This window comes from Burkholderia sp. AU31624 (assembly GCF_020420065.1).
In the GTDB taxonomy this organism is placed as follows: Bacteria; Pseudomonadota; Gammaproteobacteria; order Burkholderiales; family Burkholderiaceae; genus Burkholderia.
On sequence record NZ_JAIZRT010000003.1, the window covers coordinates 490,402 to 508,493 of the forward strand.

The following is an 18,092-nucleotide window of genomic DNA, read 5'->3' on the forward strand; positions in this document are numbered from 1 at the left end:
CGCCAGCCGCGCGTTCCACAACCGCTCGCCCACTTCCGCTTCACATGGACGATCCGATCCTGTCCCGCCCGGCTGGCGGCCTGCTCGCGCCGACTCCCGGCCGCGCGCTGCCGCGCTGGCACTACCCGGCCGCGCTGCTCGCCGGCGCAGCCAATACGCTCAGCTTCGCACCGACGCCGCATGGCGGCTGGCTGCAACTCGTCGTATTCGTCTGGTTTTTCGCGCAGCTCACGCGCACCGCAAGCTGGCGCAGCGCCGCGCTCACCGGCGGCGCGTTCGGCTTCGGCAACTTCATCACCGGCATCTGGTGGCTCTACATCAGCATGCACGTGTACGGCGAGATGGCCGCGCCGCTCGCGGGCGGCGCGCTCGTGCTGTTCTCGCTGTACCTGTCGCTGTACCCGGCGTTCTCCGCCGGGCTGTGGTCGTTCTGCGCGGGCCATGCGTGGCATCGCCGCACGCCCGACCCGCGGCCGTTCTCGCCGACCTGGCACGGCGCATTCGCGTTCGCGAGCGCCTGGGCGCTCGGCGAATGGCTGCGCGGCACCGTCCTCACCGGCTTCCCGTGGCTCGCCAGCGGCTATCCGCAGGTCGACGGCCCGTTCGCGGGCTTCGCGCCGGTCGCCGGCGTGTACGGGATCGCGTGGGTGCTCGCGCTGTTCGCCGCGCTCGTCGTGCAGGCGCTCGCCGCCGCCCGGCCGTCGCCGCTTGCCGAGCCCCGCGCCGGCGATGCGCGCGTGCGCATCGCCGCGCCGGCCGGCATCGCGCTCGCGCTGATCGCGGCCGGTCTCGGCCTGTCGCAGGTCACGTGGACCGTGCCCGCGAACAAGCCGCTCACGGTGCGGCTGCTGCAGGGCAACGTGAAGCAGGACATCAAGTTCGAGGAAGCGGGCATCGACGCGGCGATCAAGATGTACACGCAGATGATCATCGAGAAGCCGGCCGACCTGATCGTCACGCCGGAAACCGCGATCGCGGTGATGATCCAGGAGCTGCCCGAGCCGTTCGCCGTCGCGATCCGCAAGTTCAGCGACACGACGGGCTCGGCCGTGCTGTTCGGCGCGGTCGGCGCATCGGTGACCGAGGACGGTCACTACGTCGACTACACGAACAGCCTGTACGGCGTGACGCCGAATTCGCGCGACATCTATCACTACGACAAGCACCACCTCGTGCCCTTCGGCGAATTCATCCCGTGGGGCTTCCGGTGGTTCGTCGACCTGATGAAGATGCCGCTCGGCGACTTCGCGCGCGGCGCGCCCGTGCAGAAGCCGTTCCTCGTGCACAACCAGCCCGTGATGGCCGACATCTGCTACGAGGACTTGTTCGGTGAGGAAATCGCCGCGACGATCCGCGACAACCCGCAGCCGCCCGGCGTGCTCGTCAACGTGACGAACCTCGCGTGGTTCGGCGACACGATCGCGCTCGACCAGCACCTGCAGATCGCGCGGATGCGCTCGCTCGAGACGGGCCGGCCGATGCTGCGCGCGACCAACACGGGGATGACGGCCGCGATCGATGCGCGCGGCCGCGTGCTCGGGCAGCTGAAGCCGTTCACGATCGGCTCGCTCGACGTTCGGATCGAAGGCACCAGCGGCTTCACGCCGTACGTGACGAGCGGCAACAACATCGTGCTCGCGGTATCGCTCGTGCTGCTCGCGTTCGGCTTCACGTTCGGCCCCGGGCTGCGCCGGCGCAACGGCAAGAAGAACGGCGACGACCAGCCGGAATGACGCAACGGGCGACCGCTGCGCAGTGCGTGGCGGCCGCCGTCGAATGCAACTTGCAGCAGCGGCCCGCAGCCGCGATACGGCCGGCCGGTCAGGCCTGCCGGGTCGCCCCCTCCGCTTGAACCGGCTGCGCGGCGAGGCGCCGCAGGTCGCGGCTCACCTCCTCCATCACCGGCGCCCACGCGCCGAAAACCGGTTGCCGGTACAACGTCGCGGTCGGATACCACGGGCTGTCCTTGCGTTCGAGCAGCCACGGCCAGTGCGGATTCACGTCGAGCAGCACCCAGGTGCGCGCGCCGAGCGCACCCGCCAGGTGCGCGACCGACGTGCACACGGTGATCACCAGATCCAGCGCGCCGATGAACGCGGCCGTATCGTCGAAGCTCGTCAGTTCCGCCGTGACGTCCTCGATCGCGAAGCCCGCCGCGCGCGCCGCCTCGACATCCGCGTTCGCGCCCGGCTGCAGCGAATAAAACGCGACGCCGTCGATCCCGCGGAACGCGTCGGCATAGCGCTCGAGCCCGACCCGCCGGAACGGATTGCGCTGGTGCCCCGCGCTGCCCGTCCACACGAGCCCGACCTTCAGCCGGCGGTCGCCCGCGAGCCGCGCGCGCCACGCATCGCGCGCATGCGGATCGGCCCGCAGATACGGCACCGACGACGCGAGTGTCGACGCTTCCATGCCGAGCATCAGCGGCAGGCCGATCAGCGGCACTTCGTAATCGAAGGCCGGCAGCAATTCGATGCCGCCGCCCGCGCTGAATGCGTCCGCATGCGCGCCGAGGCTGCGCTGCATCAGCGTGCCCACCAGCGGGAACGTATTCCAGACGAGCCGGCCGCCCTCGCGGTGCACGCGCTCGGCGAGCGGCGCGACGAAGCGGCAGAACTGCAGCACGTCGCCGAGCCCCTGCTCGCCCCACACGAGCAGCGTCTTGCCGGCGAGCGGCTCGCCCTGCCAGCGCGGGCCCGGCAGCACCGGCCGGCGGCCGCGCAATTCGCCCGCGCCGTCCCAGCGCGCCTCGTGGCCGCGCCAGCCGGCCGCGACGTTGCCGCGCACGAGCTGGATGATCGCCAGGTTGAAGCGGAACGACGCGTCGTCGGGCGCCAGCTCGCACGCGCGCGCCGCGTAGCGCTCGGCGTCGTCCCAGCGCTGCGCCTCCTTCATCGCCAGCGCGACGTTATTCATCGCGAGCGCGTTGTCGGGCGCGAGCTCGACGAGCCGCGCCGCGCACGCGAGCGCGGCGTCCAGGTCGTGCGTTGCAAGCCGCGCGACGACGAGATTGATCCACGCCTGCACGTCGCGCGGGTCGAAGCGCACCGCCGCTTCGAGCAGCGCGATCTCCTCCGCGCGGCCGCTACCCGACAGCCGCAGCGCGATCGCGAGGTTGTTGCGCAGCGATGGCCGGTCGGCATCGAGCGCCAGCGCCGCGCGATACGGCGCCACGGCGTCCGCGTGGCGGCCCGCCATCTGCAGTGCGTAGCCGTGATTGAAGTACGCGGTCGCGCCCGGTTGCACGCGCGCCGCGCATTCGGCGAGCGCGAGCGCATCGGCCGTACGCTGCCGCGAGACGAGCGTGCCGGTGAGTTGCGCGAGCGCATCGGCGTCGACCGCATGCAGCTGCGCGGCGGCGGCAAGCCACAGATCGTGCGCGGCATGTTCGCCGCGCGCCTGCGCATCGGCGGCCTGCCCGAGCAGCGCGAGGAAGGGCGGAAGCAGCGGAATGAGGATATCGGTCGGATCGTCCATGCAGTCGGAATCGGCTAGCGGTGGCGCGGCACACGTCGCGCGCACCGCAATACGCGCATCTTAACGCCCGCGCGAAGCCGCGCGGCACGCGCGTCACGACAGGCCGCGCGCGGCCACCCGGCGGGCGCCGGTCACGCCCGCGCAGGCCGCCCGGACGGGGCCGACGGTGCGCCCGCCCGCGTTCCGGCCGCATCCGCTCGCCGATCCGGTAAAATTACGCGTTTCAGCACACTAACAAGCCGCGCCGCCGCGCGAGCCGACCCTCCGGGCCCCGCCCGGAGCGCCGCCCGCAACGGAGCGCCAGCGCCACGAAGGCTCTTCATGCTTACGTTTCAGCAAATCATCCTGACGCTGCAGTCCTACTGGGACAAGCAGGGTTGCGCCCTGCTCCAGCCCATCGACATGGAAGTCGGCGCGGGCACCTCGCACGTCCACACGTTCCTGCGCGCGGTCGGCCCCGAGCCGTGGCGCGCCGCGTACGTGCAGCCGTCGCGCCGCCCGAAGGACGGCCGTTACGGCGAGAACCCGAACCGCCTGCAGCACTACTACCAGTACCAGGTCGTGCTCAAGCCGGCGCCGGAAAACATCCTCGACCTGTACCTCGGCTCGCTCGAGGCGCTCGGTTTCGACCTGCAGCAGAACGACGTGCGCTTCGTCGAGGACGACTGGGAAAACCCGACGCTCGGCGCGTGGGGCCTCGGCTGGGAAGTGTGGCTGAACGGGATGGAAGTCACGCAGTTCACGTATTTCCAGCAGGTCGGCGGCCTCGACTGCAAGCCGGTGCTCGGCGAAATCACGTACGGCCTCGAGCGCCTCGCGATGTACCTGCAGAAGGTCGAGAACGTGTACGACCTCGTGTGGACCGAGTGGGAAGAGCAAGGCCCGAACGGCCCCGAGCTGCGCCGCCTGTCGTACGGCGACGTCTACCACCAGAACGAGGTCGAGCAATCGACCTACAACTTCGAGCACGCGAACGTCGACCTGCTGTTCACGTTCTTCAACAGCTACGAAGCGGAAGCGAAGAAGATGATCGACGCGCAGCTCGCGCTGCCCGCGTACGAGCTCGTGCTGAAGGCCGGCCACACGTTCAACCTGCTCGATGCGCGCGGCGCGATCTCGGTCACCGAGCGCGCGGCGTACATCGGCCGCATCCGCGCACTGTCGCGTCTCGTCGCGCAGGCTTACTACGACTCGCGCGAGAAGCTCGGCTTCCCGATGCTCGGCAACCCGCCGGGCGTGCCGGGCCTCACCACCGACGCCCAGGACGCCGCACAACCGGCGTGGGCGCCGCCGCTCAAGGTCGAACGCAAGATCGATCAGGACTGACGAGACGAGATTCATTCCAATCATGACGCACAATCATCCCGCCCCCCTGCTCGTCGAACTGCTGACCGAAGAGCTGCCGCCGAAGGCCCTCGCGCGCCTCGGCGACGCATTCGCCGATGGTCTCGCGCAACGCCTCGCGGCGCGCGACCTCATCGAAGGCGAACTCGTGTTCGAACGCTACGCCACGCCGCGCCGCCTCGCCGTCGTCGTGCAGAACGTGCGCGCCGTCGCCCCTGAAAAGCAGGTTCGCGAAAAGGTCCTGCCCGTGTCGGTCGCGCTCGACGCCGAAGGCAAGCCGACCGCGCCGCTCGCGAAGAAGCTCGCGGCGCTCGGCCACCCGAACCTGTCGATCGCCGATCTCGAGCGCGCGCAGGACGGCAAGGCCGAAGCATTCTTCATCAACTATTCGGCAGCCGGCGCGACGCTCGCCGACGGCCTGCAGGCCGCGCTCGACGAGACGCTCGAGAAGCTGCCGATCCCGAAGGTGATGACCTACCAGCGCCCGGACGGCTCCGACGTGAAGTTCGTGCGCCCCGTGCATCGCCTGACGGTGCTGCACGACGATCGCATCGTGCCCGTCACCGCATTCGGCGTCGACGCCGGCGACACCACGCTCGGCCACCGCTTCCTGTCCGACGGCCTCGTCGCGATCCAGCATGCGCGCAGCTACGCCGACACGCTGCGCGACAAGGGCCGCGTGATCGCGCACTTCGCCGATCGCCGCGAAACGATCCGCACGCAACTGAACGAGCACGCGAACGGCGATACCGTCGTGATGCCCGAGTCGCTGCTCGACGAAGTGACGTCGCTGGTCGAATGGCCGGTCGTCTACCCGTGCCGCTTCGAGGACGAATTCCTGCAGGTCCCGCAGGAATGCCTGATCCTCACGATGCAAACCAACCAGAAGTATTTCGCGCTGACCGACGTCGCCGGCAAGCTGCGCTCGCGCTTCCTGATCGTGTCGAACATCGAGACGAAGACGCCGGGCGAGATCATCGAAGGCAACGAGCGCGTCGTGCGCCCGCGCCTCGCCGATGCGAAGTTCTTCTTCGAGCAGGACAAGAAGAAGCCGCTCGCCGACCGCGTGCCGCAGCTCGCGAACGTCGTGTATCACAACAAGCTCGGTTCGGCGCTCGCACGCGTCGAGCGCCTCGAGGCGCTGGCCGGCGAGATCGCACCCGCGATCGGTGCCGACGCCACGCACGCGAAGCGCGCCGCGCGTCTCGCGAAGGCCGACCTGCTGACCGACATGGTCGGCGAGTTCCCGGAACTGCAGGGCACGATGGGCACGTACTACGCGCGCCACGACGGCGAAGCCGACGACGTCGCGCTCGCCTGCGCCGAGCACTACCAGCCGCGCTTCTCCGGCGACGCACTGCCGACCACGCCGGTGTCGACCGCCGTCGCGCTCGCCGACAAGCTCGAGACGATCGTCGGCATCTGGGGCATCGGCCTCGCGCCGACCGGCGAGAAGGATCCGTTCGCACTGCGCCGCCACGCGCTCGGCGTGCTGCGCCTGCTGCTCGAGAAGCAGCTGCCGCTCGATCTCGTATCGCTGCTGCGCACGGCCCATGCACGCTTCGAAGGCGTGCCGGGCGTGGCCGAATCGACCGATGCGATCCTCGCGTTCTTCATGGACCGCCTGCGCGGCCTGCTGCGCGAGCGCGGCTATTCGGCCGGGGAAATCGATGCGGTGCTGAGCCTGAACCCGACGCGTGTCGACGATCTCGTCGCGCGCCTCGACGCGGTGCGCGAGTTCACGCGCCTCGCGGAAGCCGAAGCGCTCGCGGCCGCGAACAAGCGGATCTCGAACATCCTGAAGAAGTCGGAAGGCGGCGCGAACGGCACGGTGCAGCCGACGCTGCTCGTCGAGGCGGCCGAGAAGGCGCTGCACGAACAGCTCGCGGCCGTGACGCCGCACGTGCAGTCGCAGCTCGAGGCGCGTGCGTACACGGGCGCGCTGTCGGCGCTCGCCGCGCTGCGCGCACCGGTCGACACGTTCTTCAACGACGTGATGGTCAACGCGGAAGATCCGGCACTGCGCGCGAACCGTCTCGCGCTGCTGTCCGCGCTGCACCAGCAGATGAACTGCGTCGCCGACATCTCGAAGCTCGCCGCATAAGGGCCGCACGATGCCGACCAGCCCCAACCGAAAGCTCGTCGTCCTCGACCGGGACGGCGTGATCAACGTCGATTCGGATGCGTTCATCAAGACAACCGACGAATGGATCGCGCTGCCCGGCGCCCTCGAGGCGATCGCCCGGCTCAACCACGCGGGTTATCGCGTGGTCGTCGCGACCAACCAGTCCGGCATCGGTCGCGGGCTGTTCGACATGGCCGCCCTCAACGAGATGCATCTGAAGATGCATCGCGCGGCGGCCGCGGTCGGCGCACGTATCGACGCGGTGTTCTTCTGCCCGCACACGGCCGAGGATCACTGCGACTGCCGCAAGCCGAAACCCGGCATGATGCAGATGATCACCGAGCGCTTCGAGATCGATCCCGATCACACGCCGGTCGTCGGCGATTCGCTGCGCGACCTGCAGGCCGGTGTCGCGGTCGGCTTCCAGCCGCACCTCGTGCTCACCGGCAAGGGCAAGAAAACGCTCGCCGCCGGCAACCTGCCGCCCGGCACGAAGGTCCACGACGACCTGCGCGCGTTCGCGCTCGATTTCCTTTCACACGAACACGAGTGATGCAGCCGCCGCGCGCATCCTCCCTAACGCCAGACTTACGCCGATGCGCTTCGTCCGCTCCCTGCTGCTGCTGATCTACTTCGTCCTGTACACGGTGCCGTATGCCACCGCGTGCTTCATCGCCTTTCCGTTCATGCGCTCCGACGCGCGCTACTGGATGGCCGCCGGCTGGTGCAAGTCGACGCTGTGGGTCGTGCGCTGGCTGAACGGCATCCGCTACCGGATCGAAGGGTACGAGAACCTGCCCGACGGCCCGGCGGTGCTGCTGTCGAAGCACCAGTCCGCGTGGGAGACGCTCGCGTTTCCGGCACTGATGCCGAGGCCGCTTTGCTACGTGTTCAAGCGCGAGCTGCTGTACGTGCCGTTCTTCGGCTGGGCGCTCGGGATGCTGCACATGGTCAACATCAACCGCAAGGAAGGCAAGAACGCGTTCACGTCGGTGATCCGCCAGGGCAAGAAGCGTCTGTCGGAAGGCGCATGGATGATCATGTTCCCGGAAGGCACGCGCACGCCGGTCGGCAAGCAGGGCAAGTACAAGACGGGCGGCGCGCGCTTCGCGATCGAAACCGGCGCACCGGTCGTGCCGATCGCGCACAATGCAGGTCGGGTGTGGCCGCGCAACTCGTTCACGAAATTCCCGGGCGTCGTCACCGTGTCGATCGGCAAGCCGATCGCGAGCGAGGGGCTGACGCCCGATGCATTGAACTCGCAGGTCGAAGCATGGATCGAAGCGGAAATGCGCCGGATCGATCCCGATTCGTATCGCCAGTCGGGCAATGCGGGCACGCGCGATGCCGCGCGTGTCTGACGCCCCCAGGTTGCAGCCGTTGCGTACGACAAAAAGAAGCGAACTGATGAAACAGCGTCCGCGGCCACGGCCTGCCGTCGTGGCTCTCGATCATCGCCAGATGGACCTGCCGCTCTTCGACGGGCCGGCCGCCGCGCCGTCGGCGCCCGCCACGCCGCCGGCGCCGCCCGAAGCGGCGCCCGCGGCGCCCCTCGATCCGGGCCTGGCGCCCGACCGCTCGCGCGTGCGCACGTTCGCACTCGACAGCCGCGTGCTCGAATACCGCCTGAAGCGCTCCGCGCGCCGCACGATCGGCTTCACGATCGACGGCAGCGGGCTGTCGATCACAGCACCGCGCTGGGTCACGCTCGCCGACATCGAAGCGGCAATCTCCGAGAAGCAGCGCTGGATCTTCGCGAAGCTCGCGGAGTGGAAGACGCGCACCGAACAGCGCGCGCTGCCGCAGATCGACTGGCGCGACGGTGCGACGCTTCCCTATCTCGGCAAGACGGTGACGATCGCGCTCGGCGCGGGCGCCGTCGCGTTCGATACCGATGCGCTGCGGCTCTCGCTGCCGCTGCCCGTGCAGGCCGACATGCAGCAGATCAAGGATCGCGTGCAGGGCTGGCTGCAGGGCGAAGCCAAGCGGATCTTCGGCGCACGCCTCGCCGTCTATGCGGAGAAACTCGGCGTCACGTATTCGATGTACGCGCTGTCGTCGGCCGCGACGCGCTGGGGCAGCTGCTCGAGCGACGGCAAGATCCGGCTGAACTGGCGGCTGATCCATTTCCCGATGTCGATCATCGACTACGTCGTCGCACACGAGCTGTCGCACCTGCGCGAGATGAACCACAGCCCGGCCTTCTGGCAGACCGTCGAATCGATCTTCCCCGAGTTCCGCGAAGCACGGCACACGCTCAAGCATCACCCGCCCGAGTTGCTGCCGTCGCTGTGATACGCACGGCGTCGCCGCCAACGGAAAAGGGCGATGCGGGTCACCCCGCATCGCCCTCTTTTGCTGCCGCGGCGCCCATCGCACGCCGCAGCCCGGTTCATCCGGCGCTCAGCGTGCCTTCTTCTGAATGAACTCGATCTTGTAGCCGTCCGGATCCTCGACGAACGCGATCACGGTCGTGCCGTGCTTCATCGGGCCCGCTTCGCGCGTGACCTTGCCGCCTTGCGCCTTGATCTGCTCGCAGGCCTTGTACGCGTCGTCGACTTCGAGCGCGAGGTGGCCAAAGCCGTTGCCGAGATCGTAGGCCGGCGTATCCCAGTTATGGGTCAGCTCGATCACCGTGTTGTCGCTTTCGTCGCCGTAGCCGACGAATGCGAGCGTGAACTTGCCTTCCGGATAGTCGTCGCGGCGCAGCACCTTCATGCCGAGCAATTCGGTGTAGAACTTGATCGAGCGGTCGAGATCGCCGACTCGCAGCATCGTATGCAGCAATCGCATGTGTTGTACTCCTGTGGGGACTTTCCAGAACCGGGAATTTTACCGGAGTCGGGTGAATTTCGCCGGGGGCGCCTAGCCGGGGGCGCCTGGCCGGGAGCGCCAGGCCGCGGCTGCCCACGGGCGTCCAGCCGGAGGCGCCTCGCCCGAGTGCGCCAATACGATTCGTCGACATCAACCGGCGCGAGCACAACGGCGGAAAGCGGCACGATCCGACGCGCCCGGCGGCTGCGCCGATCGGGTAACATCCTTCCACCTCGCACCAAAAACGGGCATGCGACCTAGTGCCCGAACGCGACCACCCCTCCCCCGAGACAGCCACACTGCCGTGCGAAACCGCCGATTCGAGCGCGCCGGATGCGCCGCCCTCCCGATCATGCAGCTGCCGCGCCGAACCGGCGAGGTTCGCCGATGACCACGCTCGCCGCCGCCCCCATGCGCCGCGCGCTCGACATGCGCGCCGTCGGCCTGATGCTGCTGCTGTGCGCGATCTGGGGCTTCCAGCAGGTCGCGATCAAGAGCACGAACGCTGCGATCGCGCCGATGTTCCAGGCCGGGCTGCGCTCGGTGATCGCAGCGGTGCTCCTATGGGGCTGGGCCCGCTCCCGCGGTACGCCGCTGTTCCAGGCGGACGGCACGTTCGGCGCGGGCCTCGCGGCCGGGGCGCTGTTCGCCGGCGAATTCATCTGCGTGTTCTTCGGGCTGACGCTGACGAGCGCGTCGCACATGGCGATCTTCCTGTACACGGCACCGTGCTTTACCGCGCTTGGCCTGCACCTGTTCGCACCGGGCGAACGGCTGCAGCGCACGCAGTGGGCCGGCGTCGGCCTGGCATTCGCCGGCATCGCGCTCGCCTTCGCGGACGGCTTCCTGAAACCGCGCGCGCCCGGCGCATCGGCGCTTGCCGGGCTGGCCGGCGATGCGCTCGGGATTCTCGGCGGCGCGATGTGGGCCGCGACGACGGTCGTCGTGCGCTCGACGGCGCTCGCGCGCGCGAGTGCAAGCAAGACGCTGTTCTACCAGCTCGCGGTATCGGCGGTCGTGCTGGTCGCGCTTGCCGCCCTGTTCGGCCAGGTGTCGTTCGCGCAGGTCACGCCGGTCGCGGTGGCGAGCCTCGCGTACCAGTCGGTGATCGTCGCGTTCGTCAGCTACCTGTCGTGGTTCTGGCTGCTGACGCGCTACAGTGCGTCGCGGCTGTCCGTCTTCACGTTCCTGTCGCCGCTGTTCGGCGTCGCGTTCGGCGTGCTGCTGCTCGGCGAATCGGTCGGCTGGCGCTTCATGTCCGCGGCCGCGCTCGTGCTGACCGGCATCGCGCTCGTCAACGCGCCGGCGGGCATGACGACCCGGCGCAGCACGCGCGCGCCCACGCAATAAAAAAGGCTGCCTCGCAGGGCAGCCTCTTCGTCACATCCGGTCCGGCTCGCGTGACCGGCCTCAACCGGCCTTGCGCACCGCCGCGAGCGCCTGCGCGACGCCGACGTATTCGGCCACGCTCACGTCCTCCGCACGGCGTGCGAGATCGAAGCCGAGCGCGTCGAAATCGATCGTCTCGCGATAGTCGCCGAGCGTATTGCGCAGCATCTTGCGGCGCTGCGAGAACGCGGCGGTGACGATTTCGCCGAGCAGCACGGGGTCGACGTCCGGCAGTTCATGCGGTTCGTACGGAATCATCCGGACGATCGCGGAATCGACCTTCGGCGGCGGCTGGAACGATTCCGGCGGCACGTCGAGCATCTTCTCCATCACGTAGCGGTACTGCAGCATCACCGACAGACGCGAAAACGCCTTCGTGCCCGGCTCCGCGACCATCCGCTCGACGACTTCGTTCTGCAGCATGAAATGCTGGTCGATGACCGCATCGGCGAACGTCATCAGGTGAAACAGCAGCGGGCTGGATATGTTGTACGGCAGGTTGCCGACGATCCGCAGCGACGGCTTGTCACCGGGCGCCGCGAGCGACCGGAAGTCGAACGCGAGCGCGTCGCCTGCGTGCAGTTCGAGCAGCGCGCCGAAACGTTGCTGCAGGCGCCCGATCAGGTCGCGGTCGAGCTCCACTGCATGCAGCGGCGACTCGGGCGTCGCGAGGCGCTCGATCAGCGGCTCGGTCAGCGCACCGAGCCCGGGGCCGATCTCGACCATGCGCTGGCCGCGCGCGGGGCCGATCGTCGAAACGATCGAGTCGATCACGCCGTGATCGACGAGGAAGTTCTGCCCGAAGCGCTTGCGCGCGAAATGGCCTTGGTGCTGTCTGCTGTTCGACATCGACTGAGTAAAACGAAAAATACGACGAAAGAGGTGAAGCCGGGCCGCGTCAGGCCGTGCGGCGATGACGCGCCATCGTGACGGCCGTGTCGAGCGCGGCGATCATGCTGCCCGGATCCGCGCGGCCGGTGCCGGCCAGATCGAGTGCCGTGCCGTGATCGACCGACGTCCGGATGATCGGCAGCCCGAGCGTCACGTTGATGCCCTCGCCGAACGTCGCATACTTCAGCACGGGCAGGCCCTGGTCATGGAACATCGCGAGCACGCAATCGGCGTCCGCGAGATGGCGCGGCTGGAACAGCGTGTCGGCCGGATACGGGCCGCGCGCGTCGATGCCCTGCGCGTTCGCGCGGGCCAGCGCCGGCGAGATCACGTCGATCTCCTCGCGGCCGAGATAACCGTTCTCGCCCGCGTGCGGGTTCAGGCCCGTCACGAGGATGCGCGGTGCGGCGAGACCGAAGTCGCGCCGCAGGTCGCGATCGATGATCGCGAGTGTCTCGACGAGCCCGTCGACCGTGAGTGCGGCGGACACGTCCTTCAGCGGCAGGTGCGTGGTCGCGAGCGCGACGCGCAGCGGCTGGTGGCCGGTACCGGCCAGCATCATCACGACCCGCGGCGTATGCGTGCGCTCCGCCAGGTATTCGGTATGGCCGGTGAACGGCACGCCCGCATCGTTGATGGTGCTCTTCTGCAGCGGCGCGGTGACGATCGCATCGTACCGGCCTGCCAGCGCACCGTCGATCGCCGCGTCGAGCAACCCGAGCACGTACGGGCCGTTCGCGGCGTCCAGCTTGCCCGCCTGCACGGGCACGGCAAGCGCGTGATGCGCGACCGACACCGGCCCGCTGCCGGCCAGCGTGGCGCGGTCGGCGTCGACGGCCGCCGCACGCGCGTCGAGCAGCGTCGCATCGCCGAGCACGGTGAAATGTGCGTCGGGCCAGCGCTGCGCGGCATCACGCAGCGCCTGCACGGTCAGCTCCGGGCCGACCCCCGCGGGTTCGCCAGTCGTGATCGCGATCTGCAGCGCGGGTGTGGTCATCCGAAGCTCGCTCAGTTCGCCGGGCCGACGCCGCCGATCTTGTACTGCACGTACGACGAATCGCGCAGCTCGCGCAGCCAGTCGGCATAGGCCTGCTCGGCCTTGCGCTGGCCGATCGCCTGACGCGCGATATCCATCTGCTGCTGCACCGAGCCTTCCGCTTCGCGGCGGCTCAGCACCTGGATCAGGTGATAGCCGTACTCGGTCCGGATCGGCTGGCTGACCTGGCCGTCCTGCAGGTTGTTCATCGCGCGCTCGAATTCCGGCACGGTCTCGCCCGGGCTGATCCAGCCGAGATCGCCGCCTTGCGACGCCGAACCGTCCTGTGAGTAGGTGCGCGCGAACTTCGCGAAATCGCCACCGGCCTCGACCTGGTTGCGGATGTCGGCCAGTTGCTGGCGCGCCTGGCCTTCCGACTTGCCTTCGCCCACGCGCAACAGGATGTGGCGCACGTGCGTCTGCACGATCTTCGGTGCGGCGGCGGTCGCGCCCTGGCTCTGGCGACGATCGACGAGGCGCACGATCTCGAAGCCGTCCGGCACGCGGATCAGCGTCGGGTTGACCTGGCCCGGGCGCAGCTTCGATGCGGCGTCGACGACGTCGGCCGGCAGCGCGCTCGGCGCCTTGAAGCCGAGGTCGCCGCCCTTCTTCGCGTCGTTCGCTTCCGAATTGTTCTTCGCGAGCTTCTCGAAGTCGGCGCCCGACTTCGCCTGCTGCAGCAACGCGTCAGCCTTCTTCTGCGCGACTTCGATGTCGGCCTGCGGCGCGTTGGTCGGCGCCTTGATGAAGATGTGCTGGAAGCGCAGGTCCTGCTGTTGCGACGCACTCGGGCCGCGCTGGCTCGCGATGTAGTTCGCGACCTCGGCGTCCGACACGGTGATCTTGCCGTCGACCTCACGCTCGCGCAGCTTCGACAGCATCAGTTCGGTACGCGCGTCGCTCGTGAAGATGCTCCAGGGCACGCCTTGCGCCTCGAGACGGGCGCGGTACTGCTCGAGCGTCATGCCGTTCGCCTGCGCGAGACGCTGCAGCGTGGCCTGCACGGTCGCGTCGTCGATGCGGATCCCGTCGTCCTTGGCCTTCTGCACCTGGATACGCTCGAGCACCATCTGGTTCAGCACCTGCGCGCGCAACTGGTCGGTCGGCGGCACCGGTGCGTTCTGCTGCTGCAGCCGGCGCGCGATCAGGCCGGCACGCTGGTCGAGTTCGCGGCCCGTGATCACGTCGTTGTTGACGACCGCGACGACTTCGTCGGCGAGCTGCGCACCTTGCGAACCGAGCGCCTGCGCCGCGGCCGGCGCGGCGGCGAGCAGCGCGCAGGCCGCAGCGAGGCTGGACACGACTGCCGCGAAACGAAGGGTTTTCTTCATTGCCACTGGAACTCCATTGAAATCGTGCTGACCGGTGCAGACAAGCCGGCGTTACTCGTAGTTGCTGAAGCGGGACATCGGCGGCGGCGGCGGCGGCAGCGGCGTGTAGCCCGGCACCCCGGCGCGGAACGCCGACACGAGGCCGTTGTCGACGGTCGACAGGCCCTTGAGCGTCAGCTGCATCATGACTCGCGTCGACGAACTCTGCTGTCCCGACGAATTGATGCCGTTCGCCGCCCGTTGCACCCCGACCCCGAGCGCCCAGCAGTCCGCGTCGTATTGTAAGCCGACCAGACCGTCGACCACGCGATCGCCGGCGAGGTCGTAGTTGAAGCGGCCAATCGCATACAGGCGGCGCGTGAGCGGCCATTGCGCGGACACCAGGAACTGGTTGATCGGCTGGTTGTCGAGCGTGGTGTTCGAACGCGTGTAGCGGTAGCCGACGTTGATCACGCGGCGCTCGCCCGGGCTGTAGCCGAAACCGACGCTCGACTTCACGAGCTGATTGTTGTTCTGGTTGTACTGGAACGCCGTCTCCGACATGAAGCCCGAGCCGAGCTTCAGCGCGGCGCCGACGATCAGGTCCGAGTGGCGCGCCTGCGCGGCGGCCTGCCCGGAATTCAGCGTGACGCGCTGATCGGCGAAATAGTACTGCTGCGCAATCACGAAACGCGCACGCTCGTCGCCGGTGCGCGGATCGATGAAGCGCGACGTGAGGCCCGCCGTGATCCGGTTCGCATCGGCGATCCGGTCGTTGCCGACGAACGTGTTCGGCTGGTAGATCTCCGCGAGGCCGAAGTCCGACTCCGCGGTGTCGAACAACGGTGCGTTCGACTGGTCGCGATACGGCGTGTACACGTAGTACAGGCGCGGCTCGAGGGTCTGGATGAAGTCCTGGCCGAACAGGCGCACCGAGCGGTCGAAGATCAGCCCCGTATCGAAGCTCACGGTCGGGATCGACTCGGTGAAGCGCTTCGGGCTGTTCGGCGTGGTCGACGACAGGTAGTTCAGGTCGTACGACGCGAAGTGGTACTGGACCTTCGGCACGACGAAGTAGCCGGGGCCGTACACGCCGTACGAGATGTACGGATTGAAGACGATCCGGTCACCCTGGGTCGCATCGGCCGTCGTGATGCGGAACCGCGAATAGTCGGCTTCCGCGCCGAAGTCGAAGCCGCCGACGTTGTACTTCGTGTACTTCACGTTCAACTGCGGCTCGCGGCTGTACGGCGCGATCGACGGCGGCAGCGTCTGCCAGTGCTGGTAGCGCGCGAGCACCGACCACGGGCCGTTGTTGTACGTGATACCGGCTTCCTGCTGGTACAGCGTCTGCGTCCCGTTGATGAACTGGTTCGCCGACCCGAGGTCTTCGGGATACGTATTGTCCGAGACCTTGTTGTAGTACACGTAACCGCCGAAGCCGCCGCCGAAATTCTGCTGGTGCTGCCAGTAGATCGCGTAGCGGTTGCGGTGCGCGAGCCGGTCATCCGGCAGGTAATTGGCCGTAAACGTGCCCGAATACGACGGCGACAGGTAGCGGAACGTCGCCTCGGCCATCACGCCGCGCCGCGAGATGATGCGCGGCGTGAGCGTCAGGTCGCGGTTCGGCGCGATGTTGAAGTAGTACGGCAGCGTCAACTCGAAGCCATTCTTCGAGTCCATCGAGAACGTCGGCGGCAGCAGGCCGCTGCGCCGCTCGCCCGACAGCGGGAACGTCATCCACGGGCTCGCGAAGATCGGCACGCCCTGGAAGAACAGCACGCCGTTGCGTGCGGTGCCTTCGTCGGCACCCGTATCGAAGTCGAAGCGGCTGCCCTTGATGTACCACGCGGGGTTCGTCGAGCACTGGCACGCGGTGTAGGTGCCGTTGACGAACACCGAGCGCTCGTTGTCGACCATGTCGACGCGTTCCGCGCTGCCCGAGCCGCCCGTCACGTTGAAGTGATACTTCGGCGCCGTCATGAAGCCCTGGTTCGCCTCGATCTTCAGGTGCGCCTCGGGGCCCGCGAACGACGTGCCGGCATTGTTGATCCTGACCTGGCCGTACGCATCGGCCATGTCGGTATCCTGATCGTAGTGGATCGCGTCGGCCTTCACGACGGCGTCACCGCGCCGCAGCTCGGCCGAACCCTTCGCGGCGAGATCCTGCTCGGCCGTGCCGCTCGTGTGGTCGGCGATCACGAACGCGGCCGGCTTCGCGCCGTCCTTCAGCGGATGATCCTCGAGCTGGGGCGCGAGACGCAGATCCCACGGCGAGTCGAGCGGCTGCGGCTGCGCGGCCGCGCCCGACAGCTGCGCGTACGACACGGCCGGCACGAGGCCGGGCACGGCCAGGAGTGCGAGCGCGAGCCGCCGTTTGCGCGGCGCCCCGTCACCGGGGAAAACATTCGGGAATAGCGGTTTGGGCGGCATCTATCGTTTGGCGAATCGCCCCTTGTCAACCGCGCCGTCGCGGCACATGCGCGCGCGGCAGGCCGCACCGTCGCACCGCGACTGCGGCTGAGCGCAAACCGGGGAGGCGTTCGGGCGACCGCGCGACAGGCGGCGGGCCTGCACGGCGGAAAGCTGACGCGGGGCGCGTCAAAAAAGTCGTGGGGTATTATATGGCAAGACGTTCCCCCCTCCGCCGAGTTTCATGACGCCCCCATCCGCCGCATCCCAGCCCGACGCCCGCCTCGAAGCGCTCACCGCGTGGCTGCACCCGCTCGCCGAACGCTATGCGCTCGACCTGTCGACCCTCGCGCCCGCCTCGTCGGATGCCAGTTTCCGCCGCTATTTCCGTGTCGCGTCGGCCACGAGCGCCGGCGGCACGCTGATCGCCGTCGACGCGCCGCCGCCCGAAAAGTGCCGTGAATTCGTCCAGGTCGCGCAACTGCTCGCCGCGGCCGGCGACCACGTGCCGGACGTGCTGGCCCACGATTTCGACTCGGGCTTCATGCTCGTGACCGATCTCGGCCGCACGTCGTACATCGCGGTGCTCGATCCGGCCGACCCGGCCGCCGCAAAACCGCTGATGCGCGCGGCGCTCGACGCGCTGATCCGCTTCCAGCTCACGTCGAAGCCCGACGTGCTGCCGCCGTTCGACGAGGCATTCCTGCGCCGCGAGATGGAGCTGATGCCCGAATGGTTCGTCGGCCGCCACCTCGGCAAGCCGGTCACCGACGCGATGCGCGGCACGCTCGACCGCACCTTCGCGCTGCTGGTCGCCAGCGCGCACGCGCAGCCGCAGGGTTTCATGCTGCGCGATTTCATGCCGCGCAACCTGATGGTGTGCGAGCCCAACCCGGGCATCCTCGACTTCCAGGATGCCGTCCACGGGCCGCTGACGTACGACGTCGTGTCGCTGCTGCGCGATGCGTTCATCAGCTGGGACGAGGAGTTCGAGCTCGACTGCTTCGCGTACTACTGGGAAAAGGCGAAAAAGGCCGGCCTGCCGGTCGACCCCGATTTCGGCGAGTTCTACCGCCAGCTCGAATGGATGGGGCTGCAGCGCCACATCAAGGTGCTCGGCCTGTTCGCGCGGATCAATTACCGCGACGGCAAGCCGCACTACCTGGACGACCTGCCGCGCTTCATCGCGTATGCGCGCAAGGTCGCGCTGCGCTATCGCCCGCTCGTGCCGTTCGCGAAGCTGCTCGACGAGCTCGAGGGCAACGCACCGGCCGACGTGGGCTATACGTTCTGA

The 18,092-nt window shown here is 68.4% G+C and carries 14 protein-coding genes; 8 read left to right on the forward strand and 6 right to left on the reverse strand.

All coding sequences use genetic code 11. The features are described 5' to 3' along the window. Positions 1 to 44: 44 nt before the first annotated feature. The gene (gene lnt / locus LGM89_RS12575) at positions 45 to 1,733 is read left to right on the forward strand and encodes an apolipoprotein N-acyltransferase (RefSeq protein WP_226273146.1); all 1,689 of its coding nucleotides are present in this window, start codon (positions 45 to 47) and stop codon (positions 1,731 to 1,733) included. Between the two features lie 88 nt (positions 1,734 to 1,821). On the opposite strand, the gene LGM89_RS12580 is transcribed toward lnt, so the two are convergent. Then, on the reverse strand, positions 1,822 to 3,477 hold the full coding sequence (locus LGM89_RS12580) for a hypothetical protein (protein ID WP_226273147.1): 1,656 nt from the start codon (positions 3,475 to 3,477) through the stop codon (positions 1,822 to 1,824). Between the two features lie 321 nt (positions 3,478 to 3,798). Here LGM89_RS12580 and glyQ point away from each other — a divergent pair, with 321 nt between their 5' ends. From glyQ to LGM89_RS12605, 5 genes are read left to right on the forward strand one after another with little or no spacing between them, the layout of a single operon-like run. Beyond that, positions 3,799 to 4,803, forward strand: coding sequence for a glycine--tRNA ligase subunit alpha (gene glyQ, locus LGM89_RS12585; RefSeq protein WP_011885965.1), 1,005 nt, complete (start codon positions 3,799 to 3,801; stop codon positions 4,801 to 4,803). A gap of 22 nt (positions 4,804 to 4,825) precedes the next feature. Next, positions 4,826 to 6,925, forward strand: a complete 2,100-nt coding sequence (glyS, locus tag LGM89_RS12590) for a glycine--tRNA ligase subunit beta (RefSeq protein WP_089495597.1) — start codon at positions 4,826 to 4,828, stop codon at positions 6,923 to 6,925. A gap of 10 nt (positions 6,926 to 6,935) precedes the next feature. Next, positions 6,936 to 7,499, forward strand: coding sequence for a D-glycero-beta-D-manno-heptose 1,7-bisphosphate 7-phosphatase (gene gmhB, locus LGM89_RS12595; protein WP_089495598.1), 564 nt, complete (start codon positions 6,936 to 6,938; stop codon positions 7,497 to 7,499). A 43-nt stretch (positions 7,500 to 7,542) separates the two neighbouring features. After that, positions 7,543 to 8,307 (forward strand): lysophospholipid acyltransferase family protein, encoded by a 765-nt coding sequence (locus tag LGM89_RS12600; RefSeq protein WP_089495599.1) that lies wholly within the window; start codon positions 7,543 to 7,545, stop codon positions 8,305 to 8,307. 46 nt (positions 8,308 to 8,353) lie between these two features. Next, entirely contained in the window at positions 8,354 to 9,241 is an 888-nt protein-coding gene (locus LGM89_RS12605) for a M48 family metallopeptidase (protein ID WP_226273148.1), read from the forward strand. Between the two features lie 108 nt (positions 9,242 to 9,349). On the opposite strand, the gene gloA is transcribed toward LGM89_RS12605, so the two are convergent. Beyond that, a complete protein-coding gene (gene gloA, locus LGM89_RS12610) occupies positions 9,350 to 9,739 on the reverse strand; it encodes a lactoylglutathione lyase (protein WP_089495601.1) in 390 nt (129 codons plus the stop codon). A 408-nt stretch (positions 9,740 to 10,147) separates the two neighbouring features. Between gloA and LGM89_RS12615 the strand changes: the two genes are divergently transcribed. Beyond that, the gene (locus tag LGM89_RS12615; RefSeq protein WP_226273149.1) at positions 10,148 to 11,110 is read left to right on the forward strand and encodes a DMT family transporter; all 963 of its coding nucleotides are present in this window, start codon (positions 10,148 to 10,150) and stop codon (positions 11,108 to 11,110) included. Positions 11,111 to 11,170: 60 nt separating this feature from the next. Here the strand turns inward: LGM89_RS12615 and rsmA are convergent, their stop codons facing one another. Genes rsmA through LGM89_RS12635 form a run of 4 tightly spaced genes read right to left on the reverse strand, consistent with a single transcriptional unit; the run spans position 11,171 to position 16,819 of the window. Next, positions 11,171 to 11,998, reverse strand: coding sequence for a 16S rRNA (adenine(1518)-N(6)/adenine(1519)-N(6))-dimethyltransferase RsmA (gene rsmA, locus LGM89_RS12620; RefSeq protein WP_047852199.1), 828 nt, complete (start codon positions 11,996 to 11,998; stop codon positions 11,171 to 11,173). A gap of 49 nt (positions 11,999 to 12,047) precedes the next feature. Then, the gene (gene pdxA, locus LGM89_RS12625) at positions 12,048 to 13,037 is read right to left on the reverse strand and encodes a 4-hydroxythreonine-4-phosphate dehydrogenase PdxA (RefSeq protein ID WP_089495604.1); all 990 of its coding nucleotides are present in this window, start codon (positions 13,035 to 13,037) and stop codon (positions 12,048 to 12,050) included. 11 nt (positions 13,038 to 13,048) lie between these two features. Then, positions 13,049 to 14,407 carry a peptidylprolyl isomerase gene (locus LGM89_RS12630; protein ID WP_226273150.1) on the reverse strand — a complete coding sequence of 453 codons (1,359 nt, stop codon included), beginning with the start codon at positions 14,405 to 14,407 and terminating at the stop codon, positions 13,049 to 13,051. A gap of 51 nt (positions 14,408 to 14,458) precedes the next feature. Then, entirely contained in the window at positions 14,459 to 16,819 is a 2,361-nt protein-coding gene (locus LGM89_RS12635; RefSeq protein WP_124580751.1) for an LPS-assembly protein LptD, read from the reverse strand. Positions 16,820 to 17,042: 223 nt separating this feature from the next. Between LGM89_RS12635 and LGM89_RS12640 the strand changes: the two genes are divergently transcribed. Next, on the forward strand, positions 17,043 to 18,092 hold the full coding sequence (locus tag LGM89_RS12640; RefSeq protein WP_089495607.1) for an aminoglycoside phosphotransferase family protein: 1,050 nt from the start codon (positions 17,043 to 17,045) through the stop codon (positions 18,090 to 18,092).

Coding starts and splice junctions, on each gene's coding strand:
- pdxA (WP_089495604.1), bottom strand. CDS start 13,037: ATGACCACACCCGCGCTGCAGATCGCGATCACGACTGGCGAACCCGCG.
- LGM89_RS12580 (WP_226273147.1), bottom strand. CDS start 3,477: ATGGACGATCCGACCGATATCCTCATTCCGCTGCTTCCGCCCTTCCTC.
- gloA (WP_089495601.1), bottom strand. CDS start 9,739: ATGCGATTGCTGCATACGATGCTGCGAGTCGGCGATCTCGACCGCTCG.
- LGM89_RS12615 (WP_226273149.1), top strand. CDS start 10,148: ATGACCACGCTCGCCGCCGCCCCCATGCGCCGCGCGCTCGACATGCGC.
- LGM89_RS12640 (WP_089495607.1), top strand. CDS start 17,043: ATGACGCCCCCATCCGCCGCATCCCAGCCCGACGCCCGCCTCGAAGCG.
- glyS (WP_089495597.1), top strand. CDS start 4,826: ATGACGCACAATCATCCCGCCCCCCTGCTCGTCGAACTGCTGACCGAA.
- LGM89_RS12630 (WP_226273150.1), bottom strand. CDS start 14,407: ATGAAGAAAACCCTTCGTTTCGCGGCAGTCGTGTCCAGCCTCGCTGCG.
- rsmA (WP_047852199.1), bottom strand. CDS start 11,998: ATGTCGAACAGCAGACAGCACCAAGGCCATTTCGCGCGCAAGCGCTTC.
- LGM89_RS12605 (WP_226273148.1), top strand. CDS start 8,354: ATGAAACAGCGTCCGCGGCCACGGCCTGCCGTCGTGGCTCTCGATCAT.
- lnt (WP_226273146.1), top strand. CDS start 45: ATGGACGATCCGATCCTGTCCCGCCCGGCTGGCGGCCTGCTCGCGCCG.
- LGM89_RS12600 (WP_089495599.1), top strand. CDS start 7,543: ATGCGCTTCGTCCGCTCCCTGCTGCTGCTGATCTACTTCGTCCTGTAC.
- gmhB (WP_089495598.1), top strand. CDS start 6,936: ATGCCGACCAGCCCCAACCGAAAGCTCGTCGTCCTCGACCGGGACGGC.
- LGM89_RS12635 (WP_124580751.1), bottom strand. CDS start 16,819: ATGCCGCCCAAACCGCTATTCCCGAATGTTTTCCCCGGTGACGGGGCG.
- glyQ (WP_011885965.1), top strand. CDS start 3,799: ATGCTTACGTTTCAGCAAATCATCCTGACGCTGCAGTCCTACTGGGAC.